The sequence below is a fragment of the Micromonospora nigra genome (assembly GCF_900091585.1).
Classification (GTDB): domain Bacteria; phylum Actinomycetota; class Actinomycetes; order Mycobacteriales; family Micromonosporaceae; genus Micromonospora; species Micromonospora nigra.
Window position 1 is genome coordinate 5,199,632 of the sequence record NZ_FMHT01000003.1, and the last position, 25,308, is coordinate 5,224,939.

Below are 25,308 nucleotides of genomic sequence, written 5' to 3' on the forward strand. Positions count from 1 at the left end.
CGCCATTGCCCACCACTTACCCGAGCACCGAGGAGGCCACACCATGTCCGGCGAGACGACGAACCCCGTGACCGAGCACCGTGAGCAGGCGGTGGAGGGTGAGCGGGGTGCGCTGGTGGCCCTCCTGTTGATGGTGGTCCTCGGCGTCGCCGGCATCTTCGCCGTGTCTTGACCGCCCGGCGGGTGGACGCCCTCCCCGGTCACGCAGGAGCCCACCCGCCGGTACCTCAGGGGCGCGGTCCCTGACCGCCGGTGTGCGGCACCCGTGCCGCCGGGATGACGCCGAGCCGGCCGGCCTGGAAGTCCTCGAACGCCTGGATCAGCTCGTCACGGGTGTTCATCACGAACGGGCCGTAGTGTGCCACCGGCTCCCGGATCGGCTCGCCGCCCATGATGTAGAGGTCCAGGGCCGGGGCGTTGCCGTCCTGCTGGGCGTCCGCGGTGAAACGCAGCGCGGCACCGGGGCCGTGCACCGCGAGCTGCCCGGTGTGCACCGGGCGCCGTTCGGTGCCGACGGTGCCCCGTCCGCCGAGCACGTACACCAGGGCGTTGAAGTCCGGCCGCCAGGGCAGGTCGACCTGCGCCCCCGGCTGCACCGTCACGTGGGTGATGGTGATCGGGGTGAACGTCGAGCCCGGCCCCCGGTGCCCGGCCACCTCACCGGCGATCACCCGGATCAGCGCACCGCCGTCCGGGGTGGTGAGCAGCGCCGCCTCCCGGCCCCGGATGTCCTGGTACCTGGGCGGGTTCATCTTGGCGGCCCGGGGCAGGTTCACCCACAGCTGGGTGCCGTGGAACAGGCCGCCGCTGGTCACCAGGTGCTCCGGCGGTGCCTCGATGTGGAGCAGGCCGCTGCCGGCCGTCATCCACTGCGTGTCGCCGTTGGTGATCGTGCCGCCCCCGCCGTGGGTGTCCTGGTGGTCGAAGGCCCCGTCGATGATGTAGGTGACGGTCTCGAACCCGCGGTGCGGGTGCCACGAGGTGCCCTTCGGCTCGCCGGGCGCGTAGTCCACCTCGCCCATCTGGTCGAGGTGGATGAACGGGTCCAGGTCGCTGACCGGCACCCCGGCGAAGGCGCGGCGCACCGGGAAGCCCTCCCCCTCGTAGCCGCTGGGCGCGGTGCTCAGCCGGCGGACGGGCCGGAAGGCGGTGGTCTCCGGAAGCTGTGGCAGACGGGGCAGGACGAGGACGTTGTCGACGGTGATCGCGGGCATCTCGGGCTCCTTGGCGCTTCGGACGAACTGCCGGACGGGGTCAGGTGGCCGGCGGGGTCAGGTGGCCGGCGGGGTCAGGTGGCGGCGGGGGCGGCGGGCCCGGCGGTGGCCTGGCCGGCGGCCGGGCCGGCGGTGGCCTCGTGGGTCGTGGCCTGGCCGGTTGTGGCCTCGCCGGTGCGCAGCCGCCGACCGAGTCGGGTGAAGACCCGATCGAGACAGGCGACCTCGGCGTCGTCGAGGTCGTCCATCAGGTGGGCCCGCACCGAGCGCAGATGGTGCGGTGCGGCCTCGCGCAGCGCCAGCAGACCGGCGGCGGTGAGCACCGCCTCGCTGCCCCGGCGGTCCTGCGGGCAGGACTGCCGGGCGACCAGGCCGCGCCGCTGCATCGAGGAGATCTGGTACGTCAGCCGGCTCGGGGAGAAGACCAGCAGGCCGGCCAGTTCACCCATCCGCAGTCGTTGGCCCGGTGCCTCGGACAGCAGCACCAGCACGTGGTAGTCGGCGAAGCTCAGGTCGCTCGCGGCGCGCAGGTCGTCCTCCAGCTGGGTGAACAACCGCTGGCTGCCCTCGATGTAGGCGCGCCAGGCGGCGAGGCGGACGCTGTCCAGACTTTCGGTCACGCCCCCGACAGTAGCACTACTTCAAAGTTGAAAGAGTGGTCTGGGACACCGGAGGTACAACCTGACGAAGCATCTCGTCCAGGATTGAAAGACGTGCCGCGGGGCGAAGCGTGGCGAGCCCGGGTGGTTGTCCGCTGACCCGTGCCGTCGCCTGACCCCTGCGGTCCGATGAGCGGACCTGTGCCAGACTCCGCCTCGTGGATCGCGTGGAACTGGCCGCCCCCGGCCTGCTGTTGCGTCCGTGGCGGGCGCAGGACGCGCCGGCGGTGCACGCCGCGCTGCGGGAGCCGGACATCGCCCGGTGGAACCCGCAGGGCGACCTGGTCACCGTGGCTGACGCCGCCGCCTGGATCCGCCGCCGGGCCGACTGGTCCGACGGGGGACACGTCTCGCTGGCGGTCACCGACGCGGACGACGGCACCCTGCTCGGCGCGGTGGCGCTGCACTCGATCGTCGACGAGGACGCGGGAATCGGCTACTGGACCGTCGTTGCCGCTCGGGGGCGAGGCGTCGCCACGCGGGCGGTACGCGCGCTGAGCACGTGGGGGTTCACCGCGCGCGGGCTGCACCGCATCGAGCTGTGCCACGCCGTCGCGAACCGGGCCTCGTGCCGGGTCGCCGAGCGGGCCGGCTTCCCCGCTGAGGGCACGCTGCGCCAGTCGCACCGCTACGGCGACGGGCGGCGCCACGACGAGCACCTGCACGCCCGGCTCGCCACGGACGACTGACCCGCACGATGACGGTTCCCGCGGTCCACCTGCGGGGGTGGCGGCGTCGGTGCCCCGCAGCCGCCCCCGCGAGGCCCCGCCGGTCAGCCGGAGTGCGGTTGGTCGGCCTCGAGACGTAGCCGCCCGAGCAGTTGTCTGGCCTGCTCGGCGAGGTGCGCGTCGACGATCACCGCGTACTGCCCGGCCCGCAGTGAACTGGCCGAGGTGAAGTCCCGCTTGCCGCCGGTCATGGCGTGCGCGACGGCCCCGAACACCGCGCCCCACACCGCACCGATGACCAGGCCGACCAGGATCACCGCGAGCCAGTTGCCGACGGTGAAGATGCCGAACAGCAGCCCGATGAACAACCCGAACCAGGCTCCGGTACCCGCACCGACCAGACCCGCCCGGAAGGTGGTCATCCGACCCAGGACGGTCTCGACCAGGGTGAGGTTGGTGCCGACGATGGCGGCGTGCTCGACGGGGAAACGGTTGTCGGCCAGGTGGTCCACCACCCGCTGCGCCGACGGATAGTCCGGGTACGACCCGATGGTCACGGTCGGCGGCCCGGTCGGCGGGCCGTGGCCGTCGTGCCCCGGTGCGGTGGGCCGGCCCCCGGGGCCGGACGGGAGGGTGTCGCCACCGGACATGTCCGGTCGCCAGGCCGACGTCGGACTGGACGGTGTGGTCATGGTCCTCCTCCTTCGTCAGCCTCCCGCATTCCCCGGGACCCGACCCCAAACCCACCCCACCCCTCGCCTCCCGCCCCACCCTGCGAACGGCATGATCACCACGTTGCGGCCGGCCGGATCGGCGTGTCGGCGAGTCAACGTCGTGACCGACGCGAGCGGGGTGGGGCGGGAGGGGTGGGGTGGAGGAGAGGAACGGGTGGGTGGGTCAGGTGCAGGGGGTGGCGTTGAGGGTGAAGGAACCGGGTGTGGGGAGCGTGGCACCGCTGAAGGTGCCCTGGTAGCCGACGGACACGGTGCCGCCCGAGGGCAGGCTGCCGTTCCAGGCGGCGTTGCCGACCGTGATCCGGTCGCCCGACTGGCTCCACTCACCGTTCCAGCCGTTGGTCAGCCGCACCCCGCTGCCGGGCGTGAAGGCGAGCGTCCACCCGGTGAGGGCGGCCCCGCGGTTGGTCACCCGGATCTCGGCGGTGAAACCGCCGGACCAGGAGTTCGGAGTGTAGGTCACCGTGCAGCCCCCGGCCGGCGGAGTGGTGGGGGGAGCGGTGGTCGGGGGAGTGGTGGTGGGGGGAGTGGTGGTGGGGGGAGCGGAGGTGGGGGGAGTGGTGGTCGGCGGGGCGGTGGTCGGCGGGGCGGTGGTCGGGACCGGCCCGGCGGCCACGGCCATGTCGTACGCGCGCTGCGGGACGAACTGACCGGCACCGGCGATGCACCCGTCGGCCTCGCCGGGCAGCTTCACCCAGAGGAACGCGTCGATCGCCGGGTCGCCCGTGGCGGTGGTGCTCGGCGTGCCGATCGCCCGACCCGGCGGGTCGCACCACTCGGAGCCGGCCGGCCCGTTGCCGTTGCGGCTGGTGTCGACGACCGCCGTCAGTCCGGGTACGCCGGTCGCCGCGATGATCGCCTTCGCGTACCCGACCTCGTCGGCCGTGCGCCGGTAGTTGGACACGTTGAGCGAGATGCCGTCGGCGCTGTTGGCGATGTCCGCGCGGTTCAACCGGGCCGCCGCCTCGCCGGGTGAGAGCCAGGCCGAGTGTCCCGCGTCGAAGTAGACCTTCGCCGCGGCCGAGCCCGCCTTGAGCGCCTTGCCCGCGTAGGCCATCGACGCCACCGTGTCGGCCTGCTGGGCGGCGCTCTGGCAGTTCGTCATGATCGGCAGGACGTCCGGTTCCAGGACGATGGTGGCCGGTCGCCCGGCCAGGCCCGCCGCGACCTGGTCGACCCACTGGCGGTAGGTCGCGTGGTCGGGTGCCCCGCCGCCGCTGGCACCGCTACAGTCCCGGTTGGGGATGTTGTAGACGACCAGGATCGGGATCTTGCCCGCTGCGGCGGCAGCGCCGACCAGGGCATCGACCTCGGCGCGTACCGTCGAGGTGTTGGTGCGGGTGAACCAGCGGCCCTGCGGCACGCTGGCGATCCGGTCCCGGATGACGGCGGCTCGCGGGTCGCCGGGGTTCTCCGCCACCCAGCGCGCCGCGGAGGTGCTCGGGTCGACGTAGAAGGCCGACTCGGCGGCGGCGGCCGCGGGTGTCCGGGCGATGCCCAGGGCGACGGTGGTGACAGCGGTGAGCGCGGTCGCGGCGACTGCCGCGGCGAGCGCCGGTCTGCTTCGCATGGCGTCTCCAGTTCATTCAAGAGCGCCACTGGAAGCGCTCCCATCGTTGGACGACAAACTACGGGCTCGTTGCGGTCGTGTGAAGCCCTCGGCATCCCGGCGGCGGACAATGACGCCATGCGACTGCTGATCACGGCCGACACCCACGTCCCCAGACGGGCCCGGGACCTGCCGCCGCAGCTGTGGGCGGAGATCGAGGCTGCCGACGTGGTGCTGCACGCCGGAGACTGGGTGGACGAGCCGCTGCTCGACGCGATGTCGGCGCGGTCCGCCCGGCTCGTCGGGGTGCACGGCAACAACGACGGGCCGGCGCTGCGGGCCCGGCTGCCCGAGATCGCCCGGATCAACCTCGACGGACTGCGCGTGGCGATGGTGCACGACACCGGCCCCCGGACTCGGCGGGAACACCGCTGCGCGGCCCGGTTCCCCGACTGCGACCTGCTCGTGTTCGGCCACTCGCACATCCCGTGGGACACCGTCGCCCCGGGCGGCCTGCGGTTGATCAACCCCGGCTCGCCCACCGACCGGCGCGCGCAGCCGCACGCCACCTACCTCACCGCCACGGTCGCGGCGGGCCGACTCGACGACGTCGAGCTGCACCGCCTCCCGCGCCGCTGACCGCACGTCGGGCGGGGCTGACCGCACGTCGGGCCGGGGCGATCCCCAGTCGTCCGCCGCCGGCCGGCGCATATGATCACCGGATGGGTGCGGACCGTAGTGGCGTCGTGGTGGTCGGCGCGGGCATCGCCGGGGTGGCCTGCGCCGTCGAACTCGCCCGGGCGGGCGTCGCGGTGCAGATCCGGGAACGCGGCCGCGTACCCGGCGGCCGGATGGCCAGCAGACGCTTCGACGGCCGGCCGACGGACATCGGCGCGGCCTACCTGACCGTCAGTGACCCCGACTTCGTCGAGGTGGTCGACCGCTGGCGGGCCGCCGGGCTGGCCCGGCCCTGGACCGACACCTTCGTCGCGTACGGTGCCGACGGTCGCCGAGTGGTGCCGGGCCCGACCCGCTGGGCCGCCCCGCGAGGACTGCGGTCGCTCGTCGAACACCTCGCCGCCGACCTGCCCGTGACCGTCGACCGGCTGGTCCTGGCCGTGGAGCCGGGGCCGGTGGTCGACGGTCACCCCTGCCGCGCCGTGGTCCTCGCGATGCCCGGTCCCCAGGCGGCGCTGGTGCTCGACCCCGCCCTGACGGCCGCCACCCGGGCGGTCCAGGAGCAGACCTGGGCCGCCTCGCTGGCGGCCGTGCTGCGCTTCCCGTCCCGACGCTGGCCCGACTTCGCCGGCGCGTTCGTCAACGACCACCCGCTGTTGACCCTGGTCTGCGACGACGGCGACCGCCGCGGCGACGGTGCCCCCGTGCTGGTCGCACACACCACACCGGAGTTCGCCGCCGGCCACCTCGCCCAGCCCAGCGCCGCCGCCGCAGCGATCGAGGAGGCCGTACGCGACCTGCTGCGGCTGCCCGATCGGGCCGTCCACACGCACGTGCACCGCTGGACGTACGCCAAGCCGACCGCCGGACCCGGCGGCGGGTTCCACCTCGACGCGGACGGCGTCGGGCTGGCCGGGGACGCCTACGGCACCCCCCGGGTGCAGAGCGCCTGGCGCTCCGGCCGGGACCTCGGCCGCGCCCTCGCCGAGCGGCTGACCTGACCGTCAGGCCGAGGTGACCGCCGGACGGTCCGGGGCGGAGGGCGGTGGCGGGTCGACCGTGCGCTGGCCGGCGCGGTCGAGCAACTGCATGACCGGGGTCGCCGCCACCCCGTGCAGGACCACCGACACGATCACCACGAGGCCGACCGTGGCCCAGACCAGCTTCGCCTGCGGGAAGTCCGCCTTCGTGGTGGCGTACGCCAGGTAGTAGAACGACCCCACGCCGCGGATGCCGAACACGGCGATCACCCAGTGCTCGGCGGGACGCCCCGGCGCGCCGCGCAGCGCCAACCAGCCGGCCAGCGGTCGCACCACGAACACCAGCGACAGCCCGACCAGGGCGGCCGGCCAGGTCAGCGGCACCAGCAGCCCGTTCACCACCGCACCGCCGAACAGCAGCAGCAACATCACCGTGAGCAGCCGTTCGACCTGCTCGGCGAAGTCGTGCAGCACGGCGTGGAACTCGTGGGTACGCTCCGCCGCGCGGATCGCCCGGGCGGCCACGAACACGGCCAGGAAGCCGTACCCGCCCACCAGCTCGATCAGCCCGTACGCCAGGAAGGTGGCGGCCAACGCCAGGAACCCCTCGGAGTGCCGGGCCAGCCGGAACTCGCTGGGCGCCCGGAAGAAGAGCTTGCCGAGCAGCCAGCCGATGACCCACCCACCGGCCACCCCGACGGCCACCTTGTAGAACACGTCGACGCTGAGCCACCGGAGCAGCCAGTCCGACGGGGCGAGGCTGGTGGTGGCGATCGCGATCGCCGCGTAGACGAACGGGAACGCCAGGCCGTCGTTGAGCCCGGCCTCGGAGGTGAGCGCGAAGCGCACCTCGTCCTCGGCGTCCTCCACGTCGTTGGGCTCGCCGACCTGCACGTCGGCGGCGAGCACCGGGTCGGTGGGGGCCAGGGCCGCACCGAGCAGCAGGGCCGCGGCCGGCACCAGGCCCGCCCACCACCAGCCCAGCAGGGCCACCGCCGCGATGCACAGCGGCATCGCGATCGCCAGCAGCCGCCAGGTGGACGACCAGCGCGCCCAGCTCAACGGCCGGTCGATCTTCAGCCCGGCCCCCATCAGCGCCACGATCACGCCGATCTCGGTGAGGTGGGTGGCGAAGACCCGGTGTTCGAGGGGTTCGGGCATGGGCAGCCCGATGGGCAGCAGGAACACCAGCATGCCCAGCCCCAGGAAGGCGATCGGCATGGACAGCGGCCGACGCTCCAACATGCGGGGCAGGATGCCCGCCAGCAGGGCCCCCAGGCCCACCACCGCGAACGCTACGTCGACCGGTTCCACGGCCACCACCTTCCGCCTCGCCCGCGCGCGCGGACAGGTGGAGCCCACAGTGCCCCCGGAAGACTCTTCGTATTCCTGCCCGTGGCGGGCGGTCGGCGGTCGGGCGGAGCGGTCGGGCGGAGCGGTCGGGCGGCGCGGTCGGGCGGAGCCGGGCCGGTCAGCCCGCCGGGAGCAGGATCTCGAACCAGACGGTCGAACCGCGCACCGTCGGGTCGGTGCCCCAGGCGTCGGTCAGGTCCTCGATCAGCCCCAGCCCCCGGCCCCGGCTGCTGAGCGTGTCCGTGCGGGCCCGGGTGACCGTGCCCCGCGTCCCCGAGTCGGCGACCGACACCAGCAACCGCTCCGGGCTCAGGTCGATCTCGACCCGGGCGGCGGTGCCCGCGTGCAGCAACGCGTTCGTGGTCAGCTCACTGGTGCACAGCACGGCCGCGCCGACCACCGTCTCGGGCACCTGCCACTCCGTGAGCTGGCCGGTCAGCCAGTGCCGCACCCGGCTCGGCGCGGTCGGTTCGGCCGGCACCTCCATGCTCGCCGACCGGCTCGGCCGCAGTGCGTGCTCCACCGCCAGCACCGCCACGTCGTCCTCCGTCGCGCCCGGCACCGCGGCCGTCGCCGCCGCGCAGAGGGCACGCGGATCGCCGCTGTGCGCCCCCGCGACCGCCTCGGCCAGGGTCGCCAACCCTCGGTCGAGCCCCTGCTGACGGCGCTCCACCACCCCGTCGCTGAACAGCAGCAACGTGTCGCCGGGGTGGAACGGCACGGTCCGGGTGACGGGGCGGGAACCGAGCCCCAGTGGGGCGCCGGCCGGCACGTCCACGTAGGTGGCGCGGGCCTGCCCGTCCGGGGCGCACCGGCGGACCAGCGGGGCCGGATGACCCGCGCTGGCCAGGGTGACCTGCGAACGGTCTGCGTCGATCACCCCGAACACCACCGTCACGAACAGCTCGTGCGTCGCCCCCTCGGCACCCAGGCTGGTGACCAGGCGGTCCAGCCCGGCCAGCACCTGGTCGGGACGGGGATCGTTGAGCGCCAGCGCCCGAAGGGCCGCCCGTACCTGCCCCATCCGCGCGGCGGCCTGCACGTCGTGCCCCGCCACGTCACCGAGCACGATGCCCAGCTCGCCCGTGGGGAGCTGGAAGGCGTCGTAGAAGTCGCCGCCGGCGGCGTTACCGTCGACGCCCGGGTCGTAGCGGGCCGCGATCCGCAGCCGGGGCAGGTCGGGCAGGTGCTCCGGGAGCATGCTGCGTTGCAGCAGCTGGGCCGTTCCGTGCTGGGTCTCGAACCGGCGGGCCCGTTCCGCGGCCTGGCCGATGAGTTCGGCGGAGGCGGCCAGCAGCGCCCGGTCGGCGGCCGACCAGGAGTGCGGGTCGTGGTGGCCGACCGTGATGCCGCCCCGCACGGCCGCGGCCCGCAGCGGCACCGCGGCCAGCGCCCGGACCTTCTGGTCGTGGCGGTCGACGGCGATGCCGCGCAACGGCTCCCCGTCGTCGACGTACGAGGCCCCGCCCCGGCGGGCGGCCTCCACGGCGGGTGCCGGCCAGTCGGCCGGCCCGCGCCGCCACAGCGGCGGCAACCGTTCGTCGGCCTCGTCCATCAGCTCGCCCCGGACGCGCCGGACCATCCGCCATCCACCGCCGCCCTCGTCGACGGCGAACGAGACCCGGTCGGCGTCGAACACCGTCAGCGCGTACCGCAGCGCCACCCGGGCGACATCGTCCAGGGTCAGGGTGCCGGCCAACGCGGCGGCGAAGTCGCCGAGGCTCTGCAACTGCCGGGTGACCTGCGTGATCTCCGCCGCCACCGTCAGCACGCCCACGACCCGTCCCGCGCTGTCCCGCACCGCGCAGGAGCCGCGGGTGAACACGCTCTGCTCGGCGACGTCCGCCCGGCGGTGAATCGGCAGCGTCGCCTCCTTCTCCAGGAACGGCTCCCCGGTGCGGTAGGCGTGCTCGATCACGTCCCCGACGCCGGGCATGCTCCAGACCTCGCCGAACACCTCCGCCGCCGGTCGGCCGAGCGCCGCCGGGTGCTTGTCGCCGATCAGTTCGGCGTACGCGTCGTTGTAGAGCAGAAGCAGCTCGTCGCCGAGAGTGAGCGCCATGGGAACCGGGGAGGCGAGCACGAGGTCGGTCGCCGCGCGCACGGCCGGATCCCAGGTGGGCAGCGGGCCCAGCTCCGTGGCGGCCCAGGGGTGCCCGAGCACGCGTGCCGCGGCTCCCGTACCGCTGGGCGCACCCGAGACCGGGGCGGGTGGCGTGGGGACTCGGCCGACCGTACCTGGCATGCCCGCAGCCTAGCCGCAGCGCTCTCGCCCGCGTTCCGATCATGCTCGCGTCGCCTGCGTGCCGTGCTCCGGGGAAGCGGTCCGGGTGGCTTCGTGCCGCCATGTCGGGAAAAACGTGGCGTCCGGCGCGGCGTGCCACCGGAGCAAGAGGGTATGCGCGCGGGGCAGTCCATGCGACAGGAGGGACATCATGCCGGAAACCCTGGCGGTCAGGCAGGTCGACATCGGCGATGCCGCGGCCGACATGTGGAGGTCGGTGCTGCTGTTCGTGCCAAGGGCCATCGCGTTCATCGCGATCCTCGTGGTCGGATGGCTCATCGCGAGAGCGGTACTCAAGGTCGTCGACGCGGTACTGGAACGGGTGGGATTCGACCGCTGGGTCGAACGGGGCGGCATCAAGCGCGCGCTCGAACGCACGAAGTACGACGCCAGTGACATCCTGGCGAAGCTGGCCTACTACGCGGTGCTGCTGTTCACCCTGCAGTTCGCCTTCGGCGTCTGGGGGCCCAACGCGATCAGCGACCTGATCAGCGGTGTGGTGGCGTGGCTGCCACGGGCCTTCGTGGCGATCGTCATCGTGGTGGTCGCCGCCGCCATCGCCAACGCCGTACGCGACATCGTCAGCGGGGCGCTGGGTGGACTGTCGTACGGCAAGGTCCTCGCCAACGTGGCGGCCGTGTTCATCCTCGCGCTGGGGGTGATCGCGGCGCTGAACCAGGTGGGCATCGCCACGACCGTGACGACTCCGGTGCTGATCGCGGTGCTCGCCACCATCGCCGGCATCCTGATCATCGGCGTCGGCGGTGGCCTGGTGAAGCCGATGCAGCAGCGCTGGGACGGCTGGCTCGACCGGATGGCCGAGGAGTCGCGGGCCGTGCGGGAGCACCGGCGTGCGACCGGGGCCGGGCGCAGCGACACGGAGCGGCAGATGGCCGACCGGGGCGGTGTGGTGCGCGCCAGCACCCCCGAGTCCGAGCAGGCCATGTCCGGGGGCCGGGGCACCTACCGCTCCGGCGGTGCCAGCGACGAGACGCAGCAGTTCGGCCGCTGAGACCGTCCGTCACGACAGGGGTGTCCGCTGCGGCGGGCGCCCCTGTTCGTGGTCCTACAGCGGGGGCGGTGCCGGTGCGGGGGAGCCGAGGGAGCGGGCCAGGGCGCAGACCGCCAGCAGGCGCACCGCCACCCAGTCGGGCGCGGACCAGTCCACCGCGTCGGTCGGCAGCGGCCAGCCGTGCTCGGCCGCGGCGTCGCGTACCCCCTTGGCGTAGCCGGCCAACGCGGCGGCGCACAGCGGCCGGCGGTCGCCGCCCAGGCTGTCGCGTACGGCGGCCGCGTGCTGGTCGACCAGGGCGAGCAGTTCCGGCCGGACGGCGGCGGCGGCGAGGCCCCCGGCACCCACGGACGTCGCCAGGGCGGTGAGGCTGGACCGCGCCGACTCGACGGCGGTTCGGGTGGCGACCCGGTTCGACGACACGCGCATGAGGACCGACGCTAGCCAACCCGGGGGCCGGCCGGCCTCGGCCGCTCGGCCGGTCGGGGGTCGTCCAGCGGGTCGCCCGGACCGGCCGTGGGGATTGAGCCGGACCGGACCGGGCACAGGAGAACCGCCCGGAGGGGCAGGACCGACACCAGGGAGGCACGGATGGGCGAGGCGGACGGACCCGACGAGCGGCACCGGCGACCCGACGGGGTGAGCGACGACACGGTGGCCGCACTGGGCAAGCTCAGCGAGGCGCTGGAGTGCGTGGAGCGCGTCCGTGGCCACCTGTACTCGCTGCACCAGCTCGTGGGGCATGCCGACCTGATGCTCGACGACGCGGTGGAGATGTTCCGCGCCGCCGGGCACCCGCGGATCGCCGAGCGGATCGACACCGAACTGCTGGGTCGCAACGTGATCGCCGGCCGGTGGACCTTCCAGATCGTCGAGGACTTCGACGACGGCTACTACGCCCTGTTCCGGGAGCTGGAGACGGCGGCCCGCGACGAGTTGGTCGCGGGCCGCCGGCACCTGTACGAGGCGGAGATGAAGGAACGCCGACGCACGCGGGGGCGCCCCGGGCACGAGGCGCGCCCGGGTGTCGACACCTAGTCGGTGGAGGTGGCGTCGGCCGGGCGTCGGCGGGCCGCGTCGTCGGCGATGATCACGGTCGCCACCATCACCGCGACGCAGAGGCTGAACAGCCAGGAGCTGTCGGCGGAGAACCGGGCGGAGACGGGCGCCTGCGCGGCGGCGAGCAGGAAGCCGAGCCACGCCAGGCGGCGCTGGCGCGTGGTGAGGAAGCCGGAGCCCTGATGCATCCCGAAAGTCTTGCGCGTGCGGGCGGCGTTGCCGTCAGCCGAACGGCCGATTCTGGCTGAGCTGTCCGCTTTCCCGTCCGCCCGGGCAGTCCTTCCCGCCGGTCGGCTGACGACGCGCCGGCCGGAGCGCGGCGGGGGTCACATCGAGTCGGGGCCGGTCCGGCCGGTGGTGGAGGGACGGTAGGCGCGCTCCGGGTCGGTGGGCTCGTCGCCGGCGGCCTGCCCGCCCCGGTCCACGGCCTGGGGGCCGTGCCCGAACGCGGCCTCCTCGCCGGCGTCGTTGCCGGTCACGTCGTCGGCCTGCCCGTCGATGGTCGAACGCGCCACCGCGCGGTCCAGGTCCCGCAGCGGGGTACGTTCCTCGTTGCGCCATGCCCTGTCGTCGTCGTTGGTCATGCCTTCGCGGTACCCGGGCCGGTGGGGTGCAAACGGAGCCGGTTCTCCCGACGCGCGACGGCCGCCGGCGCAAGCCGGCGGCCGTCGGACGGGTTCGGGGTGGTCAGGGTGTCGGCCGGTCGACCGAGCCCCGCCAGGCGCCGGTCTCCACGCCCCGTCGTTCGATGAAGGTCTTGAAGCGCTCCAGGTCGCCCTTGGCCCGCCGGTCGACGATGCCGAGCTTGTCGCCGGCCTTCTCGACGACGCCGTGCGGCTCGAACTCGAGCTGGAGGGTGACCCGGCTGTTGTTCTCGTCCAGCCGGTGGAAGGTGACCACCCCGGCGTGCTGGGTGCCGCCGGTCGACCGCCACGCCACCCGCTCGTCGGGCAGCTGCTCGGTGATCTCCGCGTCGAACTCCCGCTTCACCCCGGCGATCTCGACCGTCCAGTGGGTCATCTTGTCGGTGAGCTGCCGAACCTCCTCGACGCCCTCCATGAAGTGGGGGAACTCCTCGAACTGGGTCCACTGGTCGTAGGCCGTCCGCACCGGGACGGCGACATCGACGTGCTCGGTAACGCCACTCATCAGCTTCCTCTCTCCTCCGGCGGTGGGACGGCGGGACCGCAACCGGTCCGCCTCACCAGCGGGTCGTCTCGTTGGTGTGGCCGAGCGCCGCCCACACCTCGGACACCGTCTGGTACCGGGTGCCCTCGGGCAGGCGCTCCAGGTCGGCGAGGACGTCGGCCGGCGCCTCGTTGTCCTGCGCGTTCGCGATCAACGTCGCGCGGTCGCCCGGCAACGCGGTCATCGTGATGAACCGCCCGAGCCGGCTGCGCGCCTCGACGTCCTCCGAGGTCATCCCCTGCGGCGAACCGGTGCGCAGGTCACCGGTGGGTGCCGTCGTCGGCTCCGGCTGGTCCTCGCCCGCCGGCTCCGCCTGACGGAACTCGTCGACCCGGGAGCCACCGGCTCCCGGCCCCTGCACGAGGCCGCTGACCTCCTGGCTCATCTGGTCGTCGAGCCTGGGTCCGTGCTTGCTGCTGCCACGTTCCATGCCTTCTGCGCTACCCGACGTGAACGCCGGTAAACCCGGCAAGCCGTCACGAAGCGGCCGGGGAGCGCGGCGGCAGCACCGGCTCCTCGGTGTCGGCCGCACCGGCCTGAAGCATCCGGCCGCGCTGCAGCTCGGCGTTGATCTGCACGCCCAGCATCAGCGCCGAGTTGGACAGGTAGAGCCACACCAGGAAGGCGATCACCGCGCCGAGACTGCCGTAGGTGGTGTCGTACGAGCCGAAGTTGGCGACGTACAGGCCGAATCCGAACGACGCCACCGCCCAGGACACGAGCGCCACCGCCCCGCCCGGGGTGAGCCAGCGGAACCGTGGCTGGCGCACGTTCGGGGCGATCCAGAACAGCAGCGACATCAGCATCATCGCCACCAGCGCCAGCACCGGCCACTTCAGCAGGCTCCACGCGGCGCGGGCCGCCCCGCCCGCGCCCACCAGTTCGCCGACCGCGTCGGTGACCGGCCCGCTGACGATGAGGCCGGTGGCGACCACCGCCAGCAGCACCAGGGACAGGGCCGCCAGGGCGATCTGCAGGGGGCGCAGCTTCCAGAACGGTCGGCCCTCCGTCACCCCGTAGATGGCGTTGGAGGCGCGGGTGAACGATCCGATGAAGTTCGACGCCGACCACAGGGCGCCGAGCAGCCCGAAACTCAGCAGCACGCCGGCGGAGCTGTTCTGGTCGACCACGTTGCGGACGACCCCCACGAAGCTCTCGTCGGCCACCACCGAGCCGGCCCCGACGTCACGGGCCAGGTCCAGCACCGTGTCGACCGTGCGTTCGCCGTCGGAGACGAGCCCCACCAGGGCGACCACCACCACCGTCGACGGGAACAACGCCAGCACCCCGTAGTAGGTCAGCGCCGCCGCCCAGTCGGTGCAGTTGTCCCGCAGGTAGTTGCGGCCGCTGCGGACCACCACCCCGCGCCATGTCGACCAGCTGAGTTGGCGTACCAGGCCGGGTACCGGCAGGGACGTGCGGTCGGCGGTCGGCGTCGCGGGGTCCGTCGTGGTCATGGCCGCTCCAGGGTGCCCACCGGCCGCCCGGGCGGCGTCCGGCTTCCAGTGCGGTTGGTGGTACCCGACCGGCGGGCGTCGGCAAACCGGGGCCGAGTTCGTCGACGCGGGATCGGTCTACGGTGACGAACCGCCGCGATCGGGACGATCACGCCCCGGGCGGACGTGCCCGGCCGGTCGAGGCCGCCCTCACCAGTGGCCGCCGCCGGGCGGGGCGACGTGCACCATCTTGGTGGCGGAGAACTCGTCGAGCAGCTCGGGGCCGTAGCCGTAGCCCTGGCCGCTGGCCCGCCGGGGGTGCGCCGCCCCGCCGGGCGCCCCACCGAACACGGCGTTGACCTTGACGGTGCCGACCGGCAGCTCCCGGCAGGCCCGCTGGGCGTGACTCATCGAACCGGTCAACACGGTGGCCGCCAGCCCGTACGGCGAGTCGGCCGCGCAGCGCAGCCCCTCGCTGAACGAGTCGACCACCACCACGGGCGCGACCGGCCCGAACGTCTCCTCCCGGACCAGGGCCATCTCGTGCCGGCAGTCCGACACCACGGTGGCGGGATAGAACGCGCCGGGTCCGTCCGGCAGGGTCCCGCCGGCCCGCAGCCGGGCGCCCTCGGCGACCGCGGCGGTGACCTGACCGTGCACCCGGTCGCGGTGCCGCCGGTCGACCAGGGGGCCGAGCTCGGTGCCCGGCTCCAGCCCCGGCCCGACGCGCAGCGTGGCGGCCCGCTCGACCAGCGCGTCCACGAAGTCCTCGGCCACGTCCCGGTGCACGTAGATCCGCTCCACCGCGACGCAGATCTGCCCCGCGTTGGCGAAGGAACCGAGCGCCGCCTGTGCCGCCGCCCAGCCCGGGTCGACGTCCCCGTCGACCACGAGCGGGTCGCTGCCGCCGTTCTCCAGCAGCAGCTTCGCGCCGGTGCGGGCAGCCGCCGCGGCGATGGCCCGGCCGGTGGCGGTCGAGCCCACGTGCGCGACCACGTCGACCTCCTGCGCGGCCAGCGCCGCTCCCACCTCCGGCCCACCCGTCAGCAGCGACAACACCCCCGGTGGCAGCGCCTGGTCCAGGGCCCTGGCCAGCAGCCAGCCGGTGGCGGGAGTGCGTTCGCTCGGCTTGTAGAGCACCACGTTGCCGGTGACCAGGGCTGCGCCGAGCAACCCGCAGGAGACCGCGACCGGGTCGTTCCACGGGGTGATCGCGGCGACCACGCCCCGCGGCTGCGGCATCAGGTAGTCGATGGCGGCCGGCTCGCCCAGCAGGGTCCGGCCGCCGCGCAGCGGGGCCAGCTCGGCGTACTGCCGCAGGGTGCCGACGCCCGCCTCGACGCCGCCCCGGGCGTCACCGAGCGGCTTGCCCATCTCGGCGGTGGTGACCCGGGCCAGTTCGTCGGCGGCTGCCTCGACCGCGTCGGCCGCCGCGTGCAGCGCCGCCGCCCGCTGCGCCGCAGGGGTCGCCGCCCACTGCGCGGCGACCCCGCGCGCCGCGTCCACCGCCTTGCCGACCTCGTCGGCTGTGGCCACCGGAGCCGAGGTGACCGGCGAGGAGTCGGAAGGGTCGTGCACGACGAACTCGCCGCCGTCGCCGCCGGCCCCCCACACCCCGCCGATGAGCTGCGCAACCGTGTGCATGGGCGGTGGATGCCCCGGCCCCGCCGGGACAAACGTTTCGCCCGGCCACCCGCCGGGTAGCGTCATCGGATGATCTCGCCCGGTTCCACCGGCCCGGAGCGGGCCGACGCCATCGTCATCGGGGCGGGCCACAACGGGCTCGTCGCCGCCAACCTGCTCGCCGACGCCGGCTGGGACGTGCTGGTGCTGGAGGCCACCGAGGTGCCCGGCGGGGCCGTCCGCTCCGGTGAGGTCACCGCCCCCGGCTACCTGAGCGACCTGTACAGCTCCTTCTACCCCCTCGGCTACGCCTCGCCGGTGCTGCGCGGCCTCGACCTGGACCGGCACGGGCTGCGCTGGCGGCACGCGCCGGACGTCCTGGCCCACCTGATGCCCGACGGCCGGGCGGCGGTGCTCAACCGGGACCCGGACGCCACCGCCGCCTCACTGGAGGCGTTCGCGCCCGGCGACGGCGGGCGCTGGCTGACCGCGTACGACGAGTGGCGGCAGGTCTCCCGGCCGATGCTGGACGTCGTCACCCGGCCGTTCCCGCCGGTGCGCGGCGGACTGGACCTGGTGCGTCGGCTGCGCGTCGGCGGGGCGCTGCGGCTGGCCCGCCGCCTCGTGGTGCCGGTGCGGAAGCTGGGCGACGAGATGTTCACCGGCGAGGGCGGGCCGGCACTGCTGGCCGGCTGTGCCCTGCACACCGACCTGTCGCCCGAGGAGGCCGGCTCCGGGGTGTACGGCTGGCTGCTGGCGATGCTTGGCCAGCAGGTCGGCTGGCCGGTGCCCGACGGCGGGGCACAGCGGATCACCGACGCCCTGGTGGCCCGGCTGACCGCGCGGGGTGGGCGGATCCTCTACGGCGCGAAGGTCGACCGGGTGCTCACCGCGCGCGGTCGGGCCGTCGGGGTGCGTACGGTCGGCGGGAGCGGGTGGCAGGCCCGGCGGGCCATCCTGGCCGACGTGCCCGCCCCCGCGCTGTACCTGGACCTGGTGGGTGCGGCGGCGCTGCCGCCCCGGCTGGTGGAGGACCTGGCGCACTTCCGCTGGGACGGCTCCACGCTGAAGGTCGACTGGGCGCTGTCGGCCCCCGTGCCGTGGACGAACCGGGCCGTGGCCACCGCCGGCACCGTCCATCTGGGCGCGGACCTCGACGGGTTGACCGGCTACGCCGCCGACCTGGCGCGCGGGCTGGTGCCCCGCGACCCGTTCCTGCTGGTCGGGCAGATGACCCTGGCCGATCCGAGCCACTCCCCGCCGGGCACCGAGTCGCTGTGGTCGTACACGCACCTGCCGTTCCGCCGTACCTGGCGAACCGAGGACGTGGCGGCACACGTCGACCGGATGGAGGACGTGCTGGAGGCCGCCGCGCCGGGGTTCCGCAGCCTGGTGGTGGGCCGGCACGTGGCCGGACCCGCCGACCTGGAGGACGCCAATCCGAGCCTGGTCGGCGGCGCGCTGGGCGGCGGGACCGCCGCCGCGTACCAGCAGCTGTTCCTGCGGCCCATTCCCGGCCTGGGCCGCGCGGACACGCCGGTGGACCGGTTGTTCCTGGCCAGCGCCTCGGCGCACCCCGGCGGCGGGGTGCACGGAGCACCGGGCGCGAACGCCGCCCGCGCCGCCCTCGCCCGGGACCGCGCCGTCACCGGCGCGGTCTACCACCGGTTGATCGACGCGGGCCACCGCGCGGTCTACCGCTGACCCGGCACCGGGGCCCGGCCGCGGTTCAGCTTTCGATGTTGCGGTGCCGGGTGCGCAGCTTGAACGGCATCAACGCACTCTCGATCTTGGTGGCGGTGGTCATCTTCGACGCGCCGTCGCGCCGCTCCTCGAACCGGATCGGCACCTCCAGGATGGTGTGCCCCAGCTTCGTGGCCAGGTAGTGCATCTCCACCTGGAAGCTGTAGCCGTTGGACTGCACCCGGCCCAGCCCGATGTCGCGCAGCGCGTCCGCCCGCCAGATCTTGAACCCGGCCGTCAGGTCCCGGATCCGCACCCGCAGCAGGGTGTGCACGTAGAGGTTCGCCCAGCCGCTGAGCGCCCGCCGGTACAGCGGCCAGTTCTCGTCCAGCTCGCCGCCCGGCACGTACCGGGAGCCGATCACGACACCGGCCTGCGTGGACAGCAGCGCGCCCAGCATCCCCGGCAACGCCTCCGGCGGGTGGGACAGGTCGGCGTCCATCTGCGCGACGTACTCCGCGCCGCCGTCGAGGGCCCGGCCGATCCCGTCCACGTACGCCCGGCCCAGGCCCTCCTTGCCGGCCCGGTGCACGACCTCGAACCGCTCGGGGTGCTCGACGGCCAGCTTGTCCGCCACCTCGCCGGTGCCGTCGGGCGAGTTGTCGTCGGCGACGAGCACCCGCAGACCGGGCAGCGGCAGGGCCAACAGCCGCTCGACCAGCACCGGCAGGTTGCCCGCCTCGTTGTAGGTCGGGACCACGACGGTCAGGCGTGCGTCCCGCCACGGCGAGGGCAACTGGACGGGTTCGATCATGGCGGACATCCTCGGTCTGCGGACAGGGCTCCCTCAGAGCGTAGCCAGTCGTCCCATCCGGGGCGAAACGGCTCCCCGGCGGACGGACCAGCATCCGCCTCCGCCCGGTCGGCGTCGCCCGACCGGCACCTCAGCGCAACCGGCGGGCCAGCGCCCCGACCGCCAGGGTGACGCCGGCCAGCGCGACGGCCGACACGGCCGGCTTGTGCGTGCCGACCCACAGCGCCGCCGAGCGGTCACGCGCCCGGTCGGTGAACACCCCCGCCGCGCCCCGGTCCCGCTCGTCGTCGCCCGGCCGGTCCAGGTTGTCCCGCCAGGCGACCGGGTCGATCCGCTCCCCGGTCTGCTGGCTGTCCCAGCCGTCGCGGGCCAGCTTCCGGTCCAGCAGGCCGGGGAACAGCACGTCGCCCAGCCGCGCCCGCCAGGTCGGGCCGCCCACGTTCAGCTCGCGGGTCCCGTGGTCCGCCGCCCAGACGATGGCCCGTGCGGCCACCTCGGGCGCGAAGATCGGCGGGACGGGCTGCGGGTGCCGGGGCAACCGGGTACGCACCCACGAGAACTGCGGCGTGTTGACGGCCGGCAGCTGCACCATGGACAACCGCACCCCCGGGCAGTCCCGCAGCAGCTCGGCCCGCAGCGAGTCGTTGAAGCCCTGCACGGCGTGCTTGCTCGCGCAGTACGCCGCCTGCAACGGGATGCCCCGGTACGCCAGCGCCGACCCGACCTGCACGATGGCACCCCGACCGTGGGCCCGCATGTGCCGCAGCGCCGCCAGCGTGCCGTGCACGGTGCCGAGGTAGTTGACCTCCGTCACCCGGCGGAACTCGGCGGCGGACACCTCCCAGGTGGGCGCGAAGACCGACACCATCGCGTTGTTCACCCACACGTCGATGCCGCCGAACCGGTTCGCCACCTCGTCGGCGGCCTGCTGCACCGCCCCGGCGTCGGCCACGTCCACCTGGTGGGTGCGCACGTCCGTCGCGCCCCGGTCCCGGCAGTCCCGGGCCGCCGCCGCGAGACCGGCCTGCCCGCGCGCCAGCAGCGCCACCCGGGCGCCCCGTTCGGCGTAGCGGCGGGCCACGGCCCGACCCACGCCGGCACTGCCACCGGTCACCACCACGGTCTGCGTCACTGCGGGTCCTTCTGTCGTCGGGCGATGTCGGCGAGGCGGTCGAGGGTCTCCCGGTTGCGCAGGTGCAGCACCAGATCGTTGACCTTGGTGCGGATCCAGCGCAGCGGCCCGGCGGCGAAGTCCTCGCCGAGCGACACCCGGGTGCCGCCCTCGACCGGCTCCAGGACGAACACCACGACGGCCTCGCCCGCCGGCCACAGGCGGGCGCGCAGCACCAACCGGCGCTGCGGCTCACACTCCAGCACGGTCGAGGCGTCCTCCAGTGAGAACGGCCACGGCCCGGCCCGGTGGAGCAGCCGGGCGCCCACCCCGGGCCACGCGTCGTCCACGTCGCGCACGTGCGCGGTGCCGACCACCCAGTCGCTGTACGTCCACCCGTCGGCCAGCACCGCCCAGACCCGATCGGGGGGAGCCGCGATCACTGTCTCCACAACCGCCACGTGTACCCCATACCCCCGTCCCACCGACGGCTAACAGCGGCGCCGGGTTAGCTTCTCCGCAGCGCCGGGTAACGCACCCGGGGCTACGGTGACGCCGCCGAACGCGGGCAGCGCCGGGGCGCGTCGCGGCGACGTTTACTCCCCGGGGCGCAGGGAACCCGCCGCCCGTGCGACAGGACCAGGGGAAACCGGATCAGCGCAGGTCAGCCGGGGGTTGCGCCGGCCTGGTCGGCCCTGTCCTGTTCGACGCGGTGCTGTTCGACCGGGACGGCACGCTGGTCGAGGACGTGCCGTACAACGGCGACCCGGGCCGGGTGCGTCCGGTCCCGGGGGCGCGGGCGGCACTGGACCGGCTGCGCGCGGCGGGCCTGCGGCTGGCGGTGGTGACCAACCAGTCCGGCCTGGCCAGGGGCCTGTTCACCGAGTCGGACATGCGGGCGGTGCACGACCGGATCGAGCAGTTGCTCGGCCGGTTCGACGCGTGGCTGGTGTGCCCGCACGACGACGGGGACGGCTGTGCCTGCCGCAAGCCGCTGCCGGGACTGGTGCACGCCGCCGCCCGCACGCTGGGCACGGTGCCCACCCGGTGCCTGGTGGTCGGGGACATCGGGCGGGACATGACCGCCGCCCTGGCCGCCGGGGCGTCGGGCGTCCTGGTGCCCACCCCGGTCACCCGCGCCACGGAGATCGCCGCCGCCCCGCACGTCGCCGCCGACCTGCCGGCGGCGGTGACCCAGATCCTGCGCCGGCAGGCGGCGGTGGATCCCGCCACCCACCTGCCCGCCGCCCGTCCCCCGGGGGACGGGCGTGGCGGCGCGTCCCGTGGCGTACCCGGCCGGACGGTGCTCGTCGTGCGGTCCGACTCCGCCGGGGACGTCCTGGTCACCGGGCCGGGTATCCGCGCCGTCGCCGCCGGTGCCGGCCGGGTGGTGCTGCTGTGCGGGCCGCGCGGCCGGGCCGCCGCCGAACTGCTGCCCGACGTCGACGAGATCATCACCCACCGGCTGCCCTGGATCGACCCGGCCCCCGACCCCGTCGACCCCGCCGAGATGGGGGCCCTCACCGAGCGGCTCGCCGCCGTCGGCGCCGACGAGGCGGTGGTCTTCACCTCCTACCACCAGTCGGCACTGCCCCTGGCCCTGCTCCTGCGCCTGGCCGGCGTCACCCGCGTCGCCGCGATCAGCGACGACTACCCGGGTGCCCTCCTCGACGTGCGCCACCGCGTCCCGGTCGGTGTGCCCGAGCCCGAACGGGCCCTCTCGCTGGCCGCCGCCGCCGGCTACCCACCGCCTGCCGACGACGGCACCGCCCTGCGGCTGCGGCCGGCGGCGCCGCCGCCACCCGAGACGGGCGGACCCGGCTACGTGGTGCTGCACCCCGGCTCCGCCGCCGAGGCCCGGGGCTGCCCGCCCGAGCTGGCCGAGCGGATCGCCCGGACGCTGGTCGCCGCCGGGCACCGGGTGGTCGTCACCGGCGGCCCGGACGAACGGGAGTTGACCGGCCGGGTCGCCGGCTCCCACGCCGTGGACCTGGGCGGCCGGACCGGGCTGGCGGAGCTGGCCGCCGTCGTGGCCGGCGCGGGAGCGGTGGTCGTCGGCAACACCGGACCGGCGCACCTGGCCGCCGCGTACGGGACGCCGGTGGTCAGCCTGTTCGCACCGACCGTTCCGTTCGGGCAGTGGGGCCCGTGGCGGGTGCCGACGGTCCGCCTGGGCGACGCCACCGCCGCCTGCCGGGGAACCCGGGCCGCCCGGTGCCCCGTGCCCGGCCACCCGTGCGTGAGCGGGATCGACCCGGAGGAGGTCCTCGACGCGCTGCGACTGTTGGGCGTACCGCCGGCCGGGACGCCGACCCCGGCCGTCGTGGTGCGGTCCGTGGCCCCGGCGGTGGCCCGCGTGGGCAGCGTCGGCGGGGCGACCGTGACCAGCGGCGGTGGCGGTCGATGAACATCCTGCTCTGGCACGTGCACGGCTCCTGGACCACCGCGTTCGTGCACGGCAAGCACCGGTACCTGGTGCCGGTCACCCCGGACCGTGGCCCCTGGGGCCTGGGCCGAGCCCGCACGTACCCCTGGCCGGACAGCGCCACCGAGGTCACCCCGCAGCACCTGCGCACCGCCGACGTCGACCTGGTCGTCCTGCAACGACCGGAGGAGATCGACCTGGCCGCCGAGTGGCTCGGCCGCCGGCCCGGCCGCGACCTGCCCGCGATCTACGTCGAGCACAACACCCCCAAGGACGGCGACGTCCCGAACAGCCGCCACCCGCTGGCCGACCGCGACGACCTGCTCGTCGTCCACGTCACCGCCTTCAACCAACTGTTCTGGGACACCGGGACGACCCGCACCACCGTCGTCGACCACGGCATCGTCGCGCCGGCGGCGTCGTACACCGGGGAACTGGACCGGCTCGCCGTGGTCGTCAACGAGCCGGTACGCCGGTGGCGGGTCACCGGCACCGACCTGCTGCCCCGGTTCGCCGAGATCGCTCCGCTGGACGTCTTCGGTCTCGGGGTCGCCGGGCTGGCCGAGCACCTGGGCCTGCCACCGGACCGGCTGACCAGCCACGACGACGTGCCCCAGCACCGGATGCACGCCGAGTTGGCCAGGCGGCGGGCGTACCTGCACCTGTGCCGGTGGACCTCGCTGGGCCTCAGCCTCGTCGAGGCCATGGCCATCGGCATGCCGGTCGTCGCGCTGGCCGCCACCGAGGCGGTGATGGCCGTGCCGTCGGACGCCGGCGCGCTGGACACCCGCACCGACGCCCTGCTGAGCGCCGCCGCCCGTTTCGTCGCCGACCCGCAGGCCGCCCGCGCCGCCGGCGAGCGGGCCCGGGTCGCCGCCCGCGACCGGTACGGCCTCGACCGTTTCCTCACCGACTGGGACCGGCTGCTGGAGGAGGAAGTATGCGCATCGCGATGATCTCGGAGCACGCCAGCCCTCTCGCGATCCTGGGCGGCGAGGACGCCGGCGGGCAGAACACGCACGTCGCCGAGCTCTCCGCCGCGCTCGCGGCCGCCGGACACGAGGTGCGGGTCTACACCCGCCGCGACGCCGTCGACCTGCCGGTGACCGTCCGGGCCCCCGGCGGGTACGAGGTGGTGCACGTCCCGGCCGGGCCGGCCGAACCGATGGTCAAGGACGCGCTGCTGCCGCACATGCGGGAGTTCAGCCGGTGGTTGGTGGACCGGTGGCGGGGCGGGGACTGGTCGCCCGAGGTGATCCACGCGCACTTCTGGATGAGCGGGCTGGCCGCCCTCGCCGCCAGCCGGCAGACCGGCGTGCCGGTCGTGCAGACCTACCACGCCCTGGGGGTGGTCAAGCGCCGGCACCAGGGCGTGCAGGACACCAGCCCGGCCCGCCGGATCGGCTACGAGCGGGAGTTGGGTCGCGCGGTGGACCGGGTGATCGCCCAGTGCTCCGACGAGGTGGGCGAACTGGTGCGTCTCGGGGTGCCCCGGTCGCGGATGACGGTCGTGCCGTCGGGGGTCAACCTGGGCACCTTCGCGCCGCTGGGCCCCGCCGCCGAGCGGGAACCCGGGTCGGCCCGGATCCTCACCGTGGGCCGCCTGGTGGAACGCAAGGGCTTCCAGACCGTGATCCGGGCGATGGCGTACGTGCCCGGCGCCGAGTGCGTGGTGGTGGGCGGCCCGCCCGCCGGGCTGCTGGAGACCGACCCGTACGCCCGCCGGCTGCGGGCCCTGGCCGGCACCTGCGGCGTCGCCGACCGGGTCCGTCTGGTCGGGGCGGTGCCCCGCGAGGAGATGGGCCGCTGGTACCGCTCGGCCGACGTGCTGGTGGCCGCGCCCTGGTACGAGCCGTTCGGGCTGACCCCGCTGGAGGCGATGGCGTGCGGTGTGCCGGTGGTCGGCACGGCGGTGGGCGGGCTGCGCGACACCGTCGTGCCCGGGGTGACCGGGGACCTGGTGCCGGCCCGGGATCCGCGGGCCCTGGGCACCGCCGTCCAGCGGCTGCTCGACGACCGGATCCGACGTTTCGCCTACGCGGACGCGGCCCGCCGCCGGGCCCGTGAGCGCTACTCGTGGGCGGTGACGGCGGAGCGGCTGGCCGAGGTGTACGACGAGGTGGCGTCGGTGCGTCGGCCGACGCGGGTGGTGGCCTGATGGCGGCGGACACCCTGCTGGAGACCCACCTGGCGAACCTGGCCGCCGCCCTGCTGCCGTACCGGCGGCACGCCGACCTGCTGGTGCGGTGGGGCACGACGCTCGCCGAGCGGCTGACCGCCGGTGGGCGGCTGCTGGTGGCGGGCAACGGCGGCAGTGCCGCCGAGGCACAGCACCTGACCGCCGAACTGGTGGGCAAGCTGCGCGAGGACCGCCGGCCACTGTCGGCCATCGCCCTGCACGCCGAGACCTCCGCGGTGACCGCCATCGGCAACGACTACGGCTACGACGAGGTCTACGCCAGACAGGTGCGGGCCCACGGCCGCCCCGGCGACGTGCTGCTGCTGCTGTCGACCAGCGGCGCCAGCGGCAACCTGCTCGCCGCCGCCCGCGCGGGTCGGGAGGCCGGGCTGCGTTGCTGGGCCCTCACCGGCCCCACCCCCAACCCCCTCGCCGACGCCTGCCACGAGGCCCTCGCGGTGGACTCCCCGGACAGTCAGGTCGTCCAGGAGCTGCACCTGGTCTCCAGCCACCTCCTCTGCGAGTACGTGGAGGCGGCCCTGCCGGCCGGACCCGACCCGCAGGCCGTGCCGGCGGTGCCCGCCGCGCCGGCCGGGCCGGTGCGCACCGGGGTCGAGGTGGTGCTGGACGGCGGGGCCGGTCGCCCGGTCGAGGCGTGA

The 25,308-nt window shown here is 74.7% G+C and carries 27 protein-coding genes; 11 read left to right on the forward strand and 16 right to left on the reverse strand.

Going from position 1 to position 25,308, the window contains the following annotated elements; translation table 11 throughout:
* Nucleotides 1–43: 43 nt before the first annotated feature.
* Nucleotides 44–172: a hypothetical protein gene (locus tag GA0070616_RS29225; protein WP_281188348.1), complete on the forward strand. Its 129-nt coding sequence runs from the start codon at nt 44–46 to the stop codon at nt 170–172.
* 55 nt (nt 173–227) lie between these two features.
* Here the strand turns inward: GA0070616_RS29225 and GA0070616_RS22850 are convergent, their stop codons facing one another.
* Together GA0070616_RS22850 and GA0070616_RS29230 are read right to left on the reverse strand one after the other, a co-directional pair.
* Complete coding sequence (locus GA0070616_RS22850) at nt 228–1,214, reverse strand: pirin family protein (protein ID WP_091087002.1); 987 nt, start codon at nt 1,212–1,214, stop codon at nt 228–230.
* A gap of 74 nt (nt 1,215–1,288) precedes the next feature.
* A complete protein-coding gene (locus GA0070616_RS29230; RefSeq protein ID WP_091087006.1) occupies nt 1,289–1,834 on the reverse strand; it encodes a MarR family winged helix-turn-helix transcriptional regulator in 546 nt (181 codons plus the stop codon).
* Between the two features lie 197 nt (nt 1,835–2,031).
* Here GA0070616_RS29230 and GA0070616_RS22860 point away from each other — a divergent pair, with 197 nt between their 5' ends.
* Entirely contained in the window at nt 2,032–2,562 is a 531-nt protein-coding gene (locus tag GA0070616_RS22860) for a GNAT family N-acetyltransferase (RefSeq protein ID WP_091087008.1), read from the forward strand.
* Between the two features lie 83 nt (nt 2,563–2,645).
* Here the strand turns inward: GA0070616_RS22860 and GA0070616_RS22865 are convergent, their stop codons facing one another.
* Together GA0070616_RS22865 and GA0070616_RS29235 are read right to left on the reverse strand one after the other, a co-directional pair.
* Complete coding sequence (locus GA0070616_RS22865; protein WP_091087011.1) at nt 2,646–3,233, reverse strand: general stress protein; 588 nt, start codon at nt 3,231–3,233, stop codon at nt 2,646–2,648.
* A 205-nt stretch (nt 3,234–3,438) separates the two neighbouring features.
* Complete coding sequence (locus GA0070616_RS29235) at nt 3,439–4,845, reverse strand: glycoside hydrolase family 6 protein (protein ID WP_091087014.1); 1,407 nt, start codon at nt 4,843–4,845, stop codon at nt 3,439–3,441.
* Nucleotides 4,846–4,962: 117 nt separating this feature from the next.
* On the opposite strand from GA0070616_RS29235, the gene GA0070616_RS22875 reads away from it, so the two are divergent.
* The gene (locus tag GA0070616_RS22875; protein WP_091087017.1) at nt 4,963–5,463 is read left to right on the forward strand and encodes a metallophosphoesterase family protein; all 501 of its coding nucleotides are present in this window, start codon (nt 4,963–4,965) and stop codon (nt 5,461–5,463) included.
* An 83-nt stretch (nt 5,464–5,546) separates the two neighbouring features.
* Nucleotides 5,547–6,503: an NAD(P)/FAD-dependent oxidoreductase gene (locus GA0070616_RS22880; protein ID WP_091087021.1), complete on the forward strand. Its 957-nt coding sequence runs from the start codon at nt 5,547–5,549 to the stop codon at nt 6,501–6,503.
* A 3-nt stretch (nt 6,504–6,506) separates the two neighbouring features.
* Here the strand turns inward: GA0070616_RS22880 and GA0070616_RS22885 are convergent, their stop codons facing one another.
* Together GA0070616_RS22885 and GA0070616_RS22890 are read right to left on the reverse strand one after the other, a co-directional pair.
* On the reverse strand, nt 6,507–7,796 hold the full coding sequence (locus GA0070616_RS22885) for a cation:proton antiporter (RefSeq protein ID WP_091091415.1): 1,290 nt from the start codon (nt 7,794–7,796) through the stop codon (nt 6,507–6,509).
* 157 nt (nt 7,797–7,953) lie between these two features.
* On the reverse strand, nt 7,954–10,080 hold the full coding sequence (locus GA0070616_RS22890; RefSeq protein ID WP_091087024.1) for an ATP-binding SpoIIE family protein phosphatase: 2,127 nt from the start codon (nt 10,078–10,080) through the stop codon (nt 7,954–7,956).
* A gap of 190 nt (nt 10,081–10,270) precedes the next feature.
* On the opposite strand from GA0070616_RS22890, the gene GA0070616_RS22895 reads away from it, so the two are divergent.
* Nucleotides 10,271–11,131, forward strand: coding sequence for a mechanosensitive ion channel family protein (locus GA0070616_RS22895; RefSeq protein WP_091087030.1), 861 nt, complete (start codon nt 10,271–10,273; stop codon nt 11,129–11,131).
* Nucleotides 11,132–11,185: 54 nt separating this feature from the next.
* Here GA0070616_RS22895 and GA0070616_RS22900 read toward each other — a convergent pair whose 3' ends face one another.
* On the reverse strand, nt 11,186–11,560 hold the full coding sequence (locus tag GA0070616_RS22900) for a DUF6401 family natural product biosynthesis protein (RefSeq protein ID WP_091087033.1): 375 nt from the start codon (nt 11,558–11,560) through the stop codon (nt 11,186–11,188).
* A 162-nt stretch (nt 11,561–11,722) separates the two neighbouring features.
* On the opposite strand from GA0070616_RS22900, the gene GA0070616_RS22905 reads away from it, so the two are divergent.
* Nucleotides 11,723–12,169, forward strand: a complete 447-nt coding sequence (locus GA0070616_RS22905) for a hypothetical protein (protein WP_091087036.1) — start codon at nt 11,723–11,725, stop codon at nt 12,167–12,169.
* On the opposite strand, the gene GA0070616_RS22910 is transcribed toward GA0070616_RS22905, so the two are convergent.
* The 6 genes from GA0070616_RS22910 to GA0070616_RS22935 form a co-directional block, all read right to left on the reverse strand.
* On the reverse strand, nt 12,166–12,378 hold the full coding sequence (locus GA0070616_RS22910) for a hypothetical protein (protein ID WP_091087040.1): 213 nt from the start codon (nt 12,376–12,378) through the stop codon (nt 12,166–12,168). The two genes, GA0070616_RS22905 and GA0070616_RS22910, sit on opposite strands and share 4 nt — an antisense overlap.
* A 138-nt stretch (nt 12,379–12,516) precedes the next feature.
* A complete protein-coding gene (locus tag GA0070616_RS22915; protein ID WP_091087044.1) occupies nt 12,517–12,774 on the reverse strand; it encodes a hypothetical protein in 258 nt (85 codons plus the stop codon).
* 103 nt (nt 12,775–12,877) lie between these two features.
* The gene (locus GA0070616_RS22920) at nt 12,878–13,339 is read right to left on the reverse strand and encodes an SRPBCC family protein (RefSeq protein ID WP_091087047.1); all 462 of its coding nucleotides are present in this window, start codon (nt 13,337–13,339) and stop codon (nt 12,878–12,880) included.
* A 52-nt stretch (nt 13,340–13,391) separates the two neighbouring features.
* A complete protein-coding gene (locus tag GA0070616_RS22925; RefSeq protein WP_091087051.1) occupies nt 13,392–13,808 on the reverse strand; it encodes a DUF2795 domain-containing protein in 417 nt (138 codons plus the stop codon).
* A 46-nt stretch (nt 13,809–13,854) separates the two neighbouring features.
* Nucleotides 13,855–14,835, reverse strand: coding sequence for a YihY/virulence factor BrkB family protein (locus GA0070616_RS22930; RefSeq protein WP_091087054.1), 981 nt, complete (start codon nt 14,833–14,835; stop codon nt 13,855–13,857).
* A gap of 189 nt (nt 14,836–15,024) precedes the next feature.
* On the reverse strand, nt 15,025–16,458 hold the full coding sequence (locus GA0070616_RS22935) for an aldehyde dehydrogenase family protein (protein ID WP_091087057.1): 1,434 nt from the start codon (nt 16,456–16,458) through the stop codon (nt 15,025–15,027).
* Between the two features lie 69 nt (nt 16,459–16,527).
* Between GA0070616_RS22935 and GA0070616_RS22940 the strand changes: the two genes are divergently transcribed.
* A complete protein-coding gene (locus GA0070616_RS22940; protein WP_091087060.1) occupies nt 16,528–18,141 on the forward strand; it encodes a phytoene desaturase family protein in 1,614 nt (537 codons plus the stop codon).
* 25 nt (nt 18,142–18,166) lie between these two features.
* On the opposite strand, the gene GA0070616_RS22945 is transcribed toward GA0070616_RS22940, so the two are convergent.
* The 3 genes from GA0070616_RS22945 to GA0070616_RS22955 form a co-directional block, all read right to left on the reverse strand.
* On the reverse strand, nt 18,167–18,934 hold the full coding sequence (locus GA0070616_RS22945) for a polyprenol monophosphomannose synthase (RefSeq protein ID WP_091087063.1): 768 nt from the start codon (nt 18,932–18,934) through the stop codon (nt 18,167–18,169).
* Nucleotides 18,935–19,064: 130 nt separating this feature from the next.
* A complete protein-coding gene (locus GA0070616_RS22950; RefSeq protein WP_091087066.1) occupies nt 19,065–20,066 on the reverse strand; it encodes an SDR family oxidoreductase in 1,002 nt (333 codons plus the stop codon).
* Complete coding sequence (locus tag GA0070616_RS22955) at nt 20,063–20,497, reverse strand: SRPBCC family protein (RefSeq protein WP_342672288.1); 435 nt, start codon at nt 20,495–20,497, stop codon at nt 20,063–20,065. The genes GA0070616_RS22950 and GA0070616_RS22955 overlap by 4 nt, the downstream gene beginning before the upstream one ends.
* Nucleotides 20,498–20,730: 233 nt before the next feature.
* Here GA0070616_RS22955 and GA0070616_RS22960 point away from each other — a divergent pair, with 233 nt between their 5' ends.
* The 4 genes from GA0070616_RS22960 to GA0070616_RS22975 are packed head-to-tail and all read left to right on the forward strand — an operon-like array spanning nt 20,731 to nt 25,308.
* Nucleotides 20,731–22,452: an HAD-IIIA family hydrolase gene (locus GA0070616_RS22960; protein WP_245713019.1), complete on the forward strand. Its 1,722-nt coding sequence runs from the start codon at nt 20,731–20,733 to the stop codon at nt 22,450–22,452.
* Nucleotides 22,449–23,426, forward strand: a complete 978-nt coding sequence (locus tag GA0070616_RS22965; RefSeq protein WP_091087078.1) for a glycosyltransferase — start codon at nt 22,449–22,451, stop codon at nt 23,424–23,426. Before GA0070616_RS22960 ends, GA0070616_RS22965 begins: the two co-directional genes overlap by 4 nt.
* Complete coding sequence (locus GA0070616_RS22970; protein WP_091087081.1) at nt 23,411–24,628, forward strand: glycosyltransferase; 1,218 nt, start codon at nt 23,411–23,413, stop codon at nt 24,626–24,628. The genes GA0070616_RS22965 and GA0070616_RS22970 overlap by 16 nt, the downstream gene beginning before the upstream one ends.
* Nucleotides 24,625–25,308, forward strand: a complete 684-nt coding sequence (locus tag GA0070616_RS22975) for a D-sedoheptulose-7-phosphate isomerase (RefSeq protein WP_091091418.1) — start codon at nt 24,625–24,627, stop codon at nt 25,306–25,308. Before GA0070616_RS22970 ends, GA0070616_RS22975 begins: the two co-directional genes overlap by 4 nt.